We start from the raw sequence: 10,195 nt of genomic DNA, 5'->3' as shown, positions 1-10,195 counted from the left end.
TCTGCGATCAACAACGGTTGCACTGTCCAGGAGATCCAGGAAGTGCTCTACCAATGCACAATCTATTGTGGTCTGCCGGCTGGCATCGAGGGTTTCCGGACAGCCGAGGAAACGCTCCGTGAGCTGGGTAAGGTGGACTAAGAGGAGCGCGATGCTATCACGCCTATAATGGACTGCGAGTACCGCAGCTCCGCCGCGGACAACCGTTCAACTCGGCGGGCAGCGCCATCCCCATGCCACGTCCGGCTTTGAGGTCCGCTACCTGCTTCTCGGAAAGAGCCTTGAGGGGGCGACCCTGCAAACCGGCATAGGGCGGGGACTCAGGGTTGGGCGAAGGCTGGTAGCGCAAAAAGAAGCAGGGCGGCGGCGATACCGGGAGGGCTCATCCACAATCCCCAGTCACGGCGTCATCTCGCCGCGAACCGCTTACCCGATCAAGCCTTCCGGTAGGAGTTCGGATCGGGCTCTCGCCCTGATCAGCCATAGGGCCAACGCTCGCTCTCGACCCTAGGCTGAGCTTCAGAAGGTTCCAGCCTCTAACGCGGGGTCCTAGCTGCCCTGGCCGAAAGGAGCAGGACGGCTTTGCGATGGCGCACCTGAAGCCGGGATGCCGAAAGCATGTTTACCGCTTCGTGCTGCCCGCAAAGGCTAACGTGTGCTGAGATCGAGTAATCGGACTAAACCCGGACTCCAGCTTGCCGCGCCGAGCGGTTCATGGTTCAACGCGCATGCTTTCGGTGCCCCGGTCTGGCCGGGGTGAAACGGGAATGCGGTGCGGAGAGGTTTCTAACCTTCGCCCAAGCCGCGGCTGCCCCCGCAACTGTAGGCGGAGAGCTGGGTCCACGACGTCACTGGCCGACAGGTTGGGAAGACGGACCGGCGCTGATCCGCGAGCCAGGAGACCGGCCGAAGGCGCAACGAGGTGATCCGGCGGTGGGCCGGAGGGAGACCGTCATGTGCCGATCTGTCGGGTGTGCTCGCGCGCCCTATTTCCCTGCCTTCGGTCCGGCAGGGACCACCTCTCGGTGAGCGCCGGAGGGACGTGCGAGAGCCGGACACCCGTTGCAGTTAGTGTCTGCGTGTCGTGCCGTTCGGCCGATGGTGGGGATGGATCGCCGGGTGATGCTTTGCTCGCCGCGCTTCGCACCGCCCAAGCCAGTGGCGCGGCGTCCGATGTCGTTATCAGACCCGTGCAGTGCCTCAGCGTTTGCAAGCGGCCCTGCACGATCGCGCTGTCCCGCCGAGACGGCTACACGTACGTGTTCGGGGATCTCGACCCCGCGCTCCACGCTGACGCGGTTCTCGAATGCGCGGAGAGCTATGCCGCGCAGGAGCACGGATACCTGCTCTGGCGCGAGCGCCCAGAGCCGTTGCGCCGCGGGATTGTCGCCCGCATCCCACCCGTCTCCTGGACCACCAAGGACGGCCGACACCCTCGGTGATTTTGCGGCTCGCGAAAAGGACCTCCGATGAGCTCTCAACGTGTCCCCGTTACCGTGCTGACCGGCTTTCTCGGCGCGGGCAAGACGACGCTTATTCGCTCGCTGCTGACGAACGCGAAGGGGCGGCGCATCGCCGTCATCGTGAACGAGTTCGGCGATATCGGGTTTGACGGCTCGCTCGTCGAGGATTGTGCAGCTGGCACCTGTGCGCCCGGCGACGTCGTCGAGCTGACCAACGGCTGCATCTGTTGCACGGTGGCGGACGACTTCATCCCGACCATGGACAAGCTGCTCGGCCGCGACCGACCGTTGGACGCGATCGTCATCGAGACTTCAGGCCTTGCCTTGCCGCAGCCGCTGCTCAAGGCTTTCGAATGGCCGGGCGTGCGAACGCGTGCCACGGTCGACGGCGTCGTGACCGTAGTGGATGCGACCGCTCTCGACGAGGGCCGCACTCCCGAGCACGATCCGGCCCCGGATCCGGCCCGCGAGCACGATGATCCAGTAGAGGAGGTATTCGACGACCAGCTCGCCTGTGCGGATCTCGTGGTTCTGTCGAAGGCCGATCTGGTTTCGGCCGACCGCCTCGACGAGATCGAACGGCGGCTCGGGAACGAACTGCGCGACGGCGTTCGCGTCGTGCGTTCGCGCTCCGCCGATCTTGCCCCGGAGGTGCTAATCGGGTTGGCTGCCGCGGCAGAGGACGATCTCGCGGCGCGAGCCGGGCACCACGGTGTAGACGAGGAGCACGACCACGACGATTTCGACAGCTTCGTCGTGAGGCCCGCCGCGATGAACAGCGCCGAAGCGGTGCGGGATGCCGTGCTGCGTGCGCTCACGGTCCCGGGCGTACTGCGGGTGAAGGGCTACGCCCCGGTAGCCGGCAAGCCGGCGCCGCTCGTCGTCCAGGGTGTCGGCCGACGTGTCGAGACGTCCTTTGCCCGGCCCGGGGCAGGCCAGATGCCGGGTCTCGTCGTGATCGGCCTCAAAGAGCTCGACCGCGCCGCCGCCGCGGCCGCGCTGGCAGGCTGAAGCCGTCCCCGTGCACGTCCAGGTCGCGCCACGGGAGGAGATCGACGACGGGGCCACTGCGCGGGACCTGAACCAACCGCCGGCGGAGATCGTCATCCTGTCGGCTGCGGATTCGGAGCTGGCGGCGCTTCAGCGCGTCATAACCGACCGGCCGCCCGAGGCGCCCTCGGTTGCGTTGACGAACTTCCTGCAGCTCGGCCATCCGATGTCGGTCGACCTCTACGTCGAGCGGACGCTCTCACAGGCGCGGTTTATCCTGCTCCGCCTGCTCGGGGGGGAGAGCTACTGGCCGCACGGCTTAGCCTCTTTGAGGCGGGAGGCGCTTAGCAGGGGCATCCCCTTCGCGTGCCTTCCGGGCGACAATCGCTGGGACGGGGATTTCGCGAGGCGCGGGACTCTAGGCGAGGATGACGCCTATGCAATTTGGCGCTACTTCGCCGAGGGCGGGCCGGACAACATCCGCGCCGCCCTGGGGTGGATCGACCACGCACTCGGCTGGGGTCCGGCACCAGATCCGGTGCGCCCGGTTCCGAGCGCCGGCCTCTGGCCTTCCGCCAAGCCCGAAGGGCGGCCGCGCGCCGCAATCCTGTTCTATCGTGCGCTCATCCAGGGCGGCATGACCGAGCCGGTGGAGGCGCTCGCGGCGGCGCTCCGGGAGCGTGGCGTGTCAGCCCAGCCGATCTTCGTCACCAGTCTTAAAGACTCTGCCTCGGACGCGGTGCTTGCTTCTGCCTTCACGGCCGCGCCGCCGGACGTAATCGTGAATGCCACGGCGTTTGCCGTCGGCACTCCAGGCGCTGCTGCTGGGGGAGCCGTCGAGCGGGCGGGCTGTCCGGTACTCCAGATCGCGTTCGCTGCGTCGAGCGAGGCCGAATGGAAGGCGTCCACGCGGGGGCTGTCGCCGCGTGACCTTGCCATGCACGTCGTCCTGCCGGAGGTGGACGGCCGCATCTTCGCCGGGGCGATAGCCTTCAAGGAGCGTGATCCAGCAGCGCCTGATTTCGCGCCGCCCGTCGCTCGGTCGGTTGCGGACCGGGTCCAGGCGACCGCCGATCTCGCCTCCGCCTGGATCCGACTGCGCCGCACGCCCGCGCGGGAGCGTCGTGTCGCCCTCGTCATCGCGAACTATCCGAACCGCGACGGCCGCCTCGCGAACGGTGTGGGGCTCGACACACCGGAGAGCTGCATCGCGCTGCTCGAGGCCCTCCGAGGAGAGGGTTACGGCCTTCCCGGCGCGCCTGAGGACTCGGCCGAGCTGATGCATCTCCTCACCAGGGGCCCGACCAACGAGACCACGGCGCGCCCGCAGCGCTTCGGGGGCTCGCACTGGCCTTTGGCTGAGTACCTCCAGGCCTACCGGCAACTGCCCGAGGCGCTCCGGCGGGCGGTGGAGGCGCGTTGGGGCGCGCCGGAGATAGATCCCCACCTCGAAGGGGACAACTTTCGCCTCGGCCTGCATCGCTTCGGAAACCTCGTCGTCGGAATCCAACCGGCGCGCGGCTACAACATCGACCCGAAGGAGACGTATCACGCGCCAGACCTCGTGCCGCCCCACCATTATCTGGCGTTCTATTTCTGGCTGCGCCGGGCCTTCTGCGCTCATGCCGTGATCCACCTGGGCAAGCACGGCAACCTCGAATGGCTTCCCGGAAAGTCCACGGGGCTCTCAGCCGAGTGCCTACCGCAGGCCGTGCTCGGGCCGCTACCGAACATCTATCCGTTCATCGTCAACGATCCTGGCGAGGGAATGCAGGCGAAGCGCCGTACGGCCGCCGTTATCGTTGACCATCTCACGCCCCCTCTCGCCCGGGCGGAGTTGCACGGTGATCTCGCCGAGTTGGAGCGGCTCGTCGACGAGTACGCGCTCGCCTCGGATCTCGACCCTCGCCGCGCCGATGCACTCGCGCGCGACATCGCGGCGAGCGCCGGTGCGCTCCGGCTAGATGCTGATCTCGGTTTGCGGCCGGATCTCGGGGAAGCCGAAGTGCTGCGCCGCCTGGACGCGCATCTCTGCGATCTCAAGGAGATGCAGATCCGAGACGGCCTTCATGTTCTCGGACGATCGCCGGAGCCATGTCTGCGCGACCCGCTACTCGTGGCCATCGCGCGGCTGCCACGGTCGGAACTGCGCCCGGAAGACGCATCACTCCATCGGGCCCTCGCGACCGATCTCGGGCTCGACGGTTTTGACCCGCTCACCCGGGATCTCGCAGCCCCCTACGTTGGGACCCGTCCGGCTGCCCTCGCCGCGCTCACCGACCGTCCCTGGCGCATCGCCGGCGACGCGGTCGACCGCATAGAGGAATTGGCGGAAGCGTTGGTCTCCGGCCGCATGCGCCCGGACCCTGCCTGGCATCGCACGCTCGCCGTGTTGAGATGGGTCGAGGCGGAGCTCCGGCCCCGGATCGAACGCAGCGGCGAGGCAGAGATCCGAAGCATCCTAGACGCCCTCCGTGGGGGCTTCGTCCCGCCCGGGCCGGCCGGCGCACCCTCGCGCGGTCGTCCCGATGTCTTGCCGACAGGACGAAACTTCTTCGCCGTCGACGTTCGTGCCGTCCCGAGCGAGGCGGCATGGCGGACCGGCCGTGATGCGGCGGAGCGCTTGGTCGAGCGGTACTGGCAGGAGGAGGGTGAGTGGCCTCGTTCGATCGCACTGTCCGTCTGGGGCACGGCCAACATGCGCACCGGTGGCGACGACGTCGCGCAGGCGCTCGCCCTCATCGGCGCCCGCCCGACCTGGGAGCCTGCTTCCGGACGCATCACCGGGTTCCAGGTCCTCGATCTGGGCGAACTGAGGCGCCCTCGCGTCGATGTCACGTTGCGAATTTCCGGGCTTTTCCGGGATGCGTTCCCTCTCCAGATGGATCTGTTCGACACCGCGGTTCGGGCCATCGCGGCGCTGGACGAGGCAGATGAGGACAACCCCGTCGCTGCCCATGTTCGGTTCGAGGCCGCGCGGCTGCGCGATGCGGGCCTGCCGGACGATGCGGCGCTCCGCCGGGCCGCGAGCCGAGTCTTCGGGTCGAAGCCGGGTGCCTACGGGGCAGGGCTGCAGGCGCTCATCGACGAAGGCGGCTGGGAGACGCGGAAGGACATTGCCGATGCCTATCTAGCCTGGAGCGGTTTCGCTTATGGCGGCGGGCGCAAGGGCGAGGACGCGGCAGACCTGCTTTCGGCCAACCTCGCGCGCACGGATGCGATCGTGCAGACGCAGGATAACCGCGAGCACGACATCCTCGACTCCGACGATTACTACCAGTTCATGGGTGGCCTCTCGTCGACGGTCGAGAATATCCAGGGGACTTCGCCGAGAATCTTCCACGTCGACACCTCCCGGCCGGAGGCGCCCCTGCCACGTTCGCTGGACGAGGAGATCGCTCGGGTGGTCCGGGGTCGCGCCGCCAACCAGAAATGGATCGGTGGCGTCATGCGCCACGGCTATAAGGGCGCCTTCGAGATCGCCGCCACCGTTGATTATCTGTTTGGCTTCGCGGCCTCGACGGACGCCGTCAAGGATCACCACTTCGACCAGCTCTTCTCCGCCTACCTGGAGGATGAACGCGTGGCGGGGTTCCTGGCGGACGCGAATCCCGCCGCGCTGCGGGAGATCGCCGAACGTTTCCAGGAGGCGATCCGGCGTGGCTTGTGGCGACCGCGCTCGAACCAAGCGGTGTCGGTCCTCTCCGGGATCAGGGCCGGCTCAGCAACCGCACCTGCTCAACAATCAGGTCGAGAGCCTGGATGATCGCGGCCCCACCACAGAAGAGAAACCGGTCCGGGATCCGGATGCGGCTGTTAGGCGGGAAGCGTGCTGCCAGCGCGGGATGCTCCAGCAGCGCTGCCCCCTGATCCTGGGGGCCGCGCGCGCTTTCCGGCAGGATCAGCACCTCGGCCTTGGACGCGATGATTTCCTCCAGCGACGCGAAGCGCCCGAGGCGTGAGCTGAAGGAACCGCCTTCGTTGGCAAGGCCCACGGTGTCGAGCAAGGACGACAGGAGAGTGCTTTCGCCAGATACCCAGCCTCGGCGTTGGATGTTCAATACCTTGAGGTTGGCCCTCGGCAGGGCCGAGCGGGCCCGAGAGACCGCCTGATCGATTCTGTCGAGCAGGTGCTCCGCGCCGTCGTTGTGGCCCAGCAGACGTCCGACCTCCGCAATCTGAGCTCTGGCGTCCTCAATCGAGCGCGGCGAATCGGACTCCATGACACGCAAGCCTTTCTGACGAAGGAGGGCCCGCGTGCTGCGCTTGGTGTAACGTCCCGCAAACACGTAATCCGGCCGCGCGATCAGGATCTCCTCCGCCGTGCCCTCCATCAGGCGCAAGCCTTTGATCCGATCAGCGACGGCCGACTGAACCGTATAGCCAGCATAACGGCTTAAACCGAAGATCTGCGACGGATCGGCGAGCGCGACGACGAGCTGATCCGTGCAGAGATTGATCGAGATGACAGAGGGCGCTGGGTGCTGCGGCACCGCGGGAGCCTCCTTGGTCGAAAGCACCACCACGGACAAGACCACAGCCAGCAATCGACCCGTCGCGCCCGGTTTTCGGTAAGCCCTCGGTACTTGCAACAACGTGTTCAACTCGGCTCACCCCCCCTCCTCCGGAGCAAGGAATAAGGGTGGTGGTCAACCTGATTCGCCGAGGAATATGCCGCTCGTCCAGGAGCCGCGCGGAATCCGGTGACGTGTTTGCGCCGGTGGCCCAAAGTCCTTCAGCGGCGCAACACCAACTCCAACCAGCCAAACCTCGGCTGGCATGGCGTTGCCCGGGTCAGACCCTACGCCGACGCGAATGTCCGAATGGCCTTGGCTCGCAAGCGAGGCAGCCGTCTTCCGTCCCGGCCCAGCTAGCGGACCGACAACGCCTTCGCCGAGGCGCTCAACGGCCTCGTCCGCGCCGAGTGCATGAACGCGCACTGGTTCCCGACGCTTCCGACGCCAGGGAAAGATGGAGGCTTGTCGCAGGTGCTACAACGAGGACCATCTTCACGGGGCGATCGGCCATAAGCTGCCGATATCCTTCCACAATCCCGGTGGGGCACCCAGCTCGCCACCGTGAGAAAAGGCCAGAAACTTTGCCTTCCGGTGCTCCCAAGAAGGGATACGGACCAATGTCCTGAGACGCTTGGGCTCCCTTCCGATGGCATTGAGGGGAGCGGGTTGCGCCAGCCCAACTCCGGCATTCGGCAGCTCACGATCACGACCGTCAGCAGGGCCTCGCAAGAAAGCCTCGCGAATCGTCCCGGGATGACGGGCAGTCATCCCGCCGCATCCAGGACAATCCACGACCCCGTTTTGCTGCGCAGCCGGCTCACTTCGTAGCGAACTTGACCGTCAGCGAGCCACGCGCCTGGAAGCCGGGTGAACGGTCGAGGTCCAGGTACTTGATGTAGCGCTTGTCGAAGATGTTCGACAGCGTGAGGTCTGCCCGGATCCAGTCGTTGTGCTCGTAGGAGGCGAAGAGGTCCACGAGCGCGAACTCCTTCGTGTTCGGGATCGTGCCGTTCGGCGGGGTGTTCGTCCGTGCGTCGTACCAGACGGTCCGGGTGCCGACCGTCAGCCGGCGGTCGAGGAAGCGGAAGCCAAGCGTTCCCGCGAGGCGATCCGGCGGAACAGTGACGAGGGTCGCGCGGGTCGCCGCGTTGATGCCGTCCGTGTGGGTGTAGGCGAGCGAGGCAAAGCCGTCGCCCCAATCATAGGCGGCTTCCAGCTCGACGCCGGAGAGCTCGGCACGGGCGATGTTGTTGTACTGCACCGACGGCAGCGGCGCACAGGGCGCCCGGGGGACGATGCGGCACAGGGCAGCCGGGAAGCCGGGCGCGACCGGAACCAGGGTCGAGGATGGCACGGACGTGCTGTCGATGAAGTTGTCGACGTCGTTCGAGAACCCGACCAGCTTCGCCCGGAGCGCATCGCCGTCGCGGAGCACGTTGTCGAACCGGAGGTTCACCCCGCCTTCCAGGTTGTGGGCCGTCTCCGGCCGGAGATTTGTGTTCGGCAGGATCGTGAAGGCCGGGAAGGGATGGACGCCCGAGATCAGGGTCTCGGACAGCGTCGGCGCGCGGTAGCCTTCGGCATAGGTCCCGAAGAACTCGATCCAAGGGAACGGCGACACGCCGATCGTCCCGCGCGGCGAGATCCGGTCGCCGCTCGAGCCGAAAGCCCCGCCCTTGATCTCGTAGGCATCGTAGCGCAGGGCGCCGACTGCCCGCAGCCAGTCGCCATAACGCATCTCGTTCTGGACGAAGGCACCGAGGAGCCTCCGTTCCCCGCTCGGCGTGAAGGCTGACGTGTAGCCGCCGGCGGCATCGCGCGTGCGGACGTCGTCGAACACGCCGTCACCGCCATAGGTGAGCGCGTGGCTGACCGCGCCGGTGTCGAAGCGAGAGGTGTTGAAGATGTCGAAGCCGACGGTATCGAGATCGACATTGACCTGGTTGCCGGGCCGGGCGCCGAGCAGGCCGTAGGTCCGATTGGCGCTGTCGCGCACGAAGGTCCGGGCGTCGTCCGTCCGGGTGTAGTAGCCCTTCATGTTGAGGTCGATCAGCGGGTTGTCGGTCGGCGCGAAGCGATAGCCCCAGGTGTAGGTCTGGGCATCGACGACGGATCGGAAGCGCGCGCCCGTCAGAGACGAGCCGTTGTTGATAAAGTCGAAGTTCTGCACCAGCGCCGAGAAGGTCAGGAAGTGGCCGTCCGCGGGGTTGATGTTGAGCTTGAAGTTGCCGGCCTTCAGCTCGCTTCCCGTGTCGGGCACGAGGATGCCGCCGCCGTCCCTGGATGCTGTCGAGTTGCGGTAGACGAACTGGCCGAAGGCGCTGACCGCGTTGTTCGGCAGCCGGGCCCCGACCGAGGTCGAGTTGACGAAGCCGTAGCCGTTAGAGCCGCCGCCGAGCTTCTGCTCGACGCCCGCGAGTTCGTCCGGCTTCAGGATGTCCTCGATATTTCGGGTGCGGAAGGACACGACGCCGCCGATCGCTCCCGAGCCATAGATGGTCGAGACTGGGCCGCGCGTGATGTCGATCCCGCCGATGAGCTCCGGATCGAGATAGAAGGTGCCGTTCGCGCCGTGGCCGGTGGACTGGAAGTTCTGGCGCGCACCGTCGACCAGGACGTTTACGCGGCCGAAATCCTGCAGGCCGCGGATGTTGATCGCCTGGCCCGGATCGTTATGCGCCTCCTGGGTCGTGACGCCCGGGACCTGCCGGAGAATGTCGGAGACTCGGTCCGGCTGGATCGCGCGGATCGTATCGGCCGAGACGACACTCGCGCCGGCCAGCGCTTCGATCGCCTTCTCCTCCGTCTTGGTGGAGGTGACCGTGATCTCGTCGAGCGCCGTTTCGCCGCTCGCCGAAGGCGCTTGGCGCGCGGCGGCGCCAACCGGACTCACATCCTGCGCCGATGCTGCGCCCGAGGCGAGCGTGGCGACGCTCACGAGGCACGATGCCCCGAGGAGCAACGAACGAAATCCACCAATCATGAAAGAGAGCCCCAACCAGATCTGAATTTTGGCTGGCTGGCTTGGCGCAGAGGCCTGGCTGGCTGGCGTTCGGCTCGGAGAGCTGAGCCGCAACTAGCTGTTCGGCTGAATGAAGAAGATCGTCAAGTGCGATCTTCTTGGGTTAGAATAAATCCAATCAAGTATACTCTTATCTCTCAGCCGGAATACGCTGCGCGCTCAGGCCCGACAAGCAAAAGCGGCCCGCTGCTGCAGACGCGCCA

The 10,195-nt window shown here is 66.5% G+C and carries 6 protein-coding genes, 1 pseudogene and 1 riboswitch; of the genes and pseudogenes, 5 read left to right on the top strand and 2 right to left on the bottom strand.

The genetic code is table 11. The features are described from left to right. The first annotated feature begins 6 nt into the window (after positions 1 to 6). From ACO2SS_RS27645 to cobN, 4 genes are all read left to right on the top strand, one after another. Positions 7 to 141 (top strand): carboxymuconolactone decarboxylase family protein, encoded by a 135-nt coding sequence (locus ACO2SS_RS27645; RefSeq protein ID WP_423281088.1) that lies wholly within the window; start codon positions 7 to 9, stop codon positions 139 to 141. Positions 142 to 718: 577 nt separating this feature from the next. Further along, positions 719 to 925, top strand: a riboswitch (cobalamin riboswitch). A 31-nt stretch (positions 926 to 956) separates the two neighbouring features. After that, entirely contained in the window at positions 957 to 1,442 is a 486-nt protein-coding gene (locus tag ACO2SS_RS27640; protein WP_423281086.1) for a DUF1636 family protein, read from the top strand. 27 nt (positions 1,443 to 1,469) lie between these two features. Continuing rightward, complete coding sequence (gene cobW / locus ACO2SS_RS27635; RefSeq protein WP_423281085.1) at positions 1,470 to 2,474, top strand: cobalamin biosynthesis protein CobW; 1,005 nt, start codon at positions 1,470 to 1,472, stop codon at positions 2,472 to 2,474. A 10-nt stretch (positions 2,475 to 2,484) separates the two neighbouring features. Further along, complete coding sequence (gene cobN, locus ACO2SS_RS27630) at positions 2,485 to 6,219, top strand: cobaltochelatase subunit CobN (RefSeq protein WP_423281084.1); 3,735 nt, start codon at positions 2,485 to 2,487, stop codon at positions 6,217 to 6,219. On the opposite strand, the gene ACO2SS_RS27625 is transcribed toward cobN, so the two are convergent. Continuing rightward, a complete protein-coding gene (locus ACO2SS_RS27625; RefSeq protein ID WP_423281083.1) occupies positions 6,164 to 7,057 on the bottom strand; it encodes an ABC transporter substrate-binding protein in 894 nt (297 codons plus the stop codon). The genes cobN and ACO2SS_RS27625 overlap by 56 nt on opposite strands. Positions 7,058 to 7,330: 273 nt before the next feature. Between ACO2SS_RS27625 and ACO2SS_RS27620 the strand changes: the two are divergent. Next, positions 7,331 to 7,535: pseudogene (locus ACO2SS_RS27620) on the top strand (integrase core domain-containing protein); the annotation flags it as partial. A gap of 252 nt (positions 7,536 to 7,787) precedes the next feature. On the opposite strand, the gene ACO2SS_RS27615 reads toward ACO2SS_RS27620, so the two are convergent. Further along, positions 7,788 to 9,908, bottom strand: coding sequence for a TonB-dependent hemoglobin/transferrin/lactoferrin family receptor (locus ACO2SS_RS27615; RefSeq protein WP_423281082.1), 2,121 nt, complete (start codon positions 9,906 to 9,908; stop codon positions 7,788 to 7,790). Between the last annotated feature and the right edge of the window lie 287 nt (positions 9,909 to 10,195).

The organism is Enterovirga sp. CN4-39, assembly GCF_049446235.1.
Lineage (GTDB): Bacteria > Pseudomonadota > Alphaproteobacteria > Rhizobiales > Beijerinckiaceae > Enterovirga.
The sequence above is the reverse complement of the archived record's forward strand: the minus strand, read 5'-3'. Positions and strand labels throughout refer to the sequence as shown.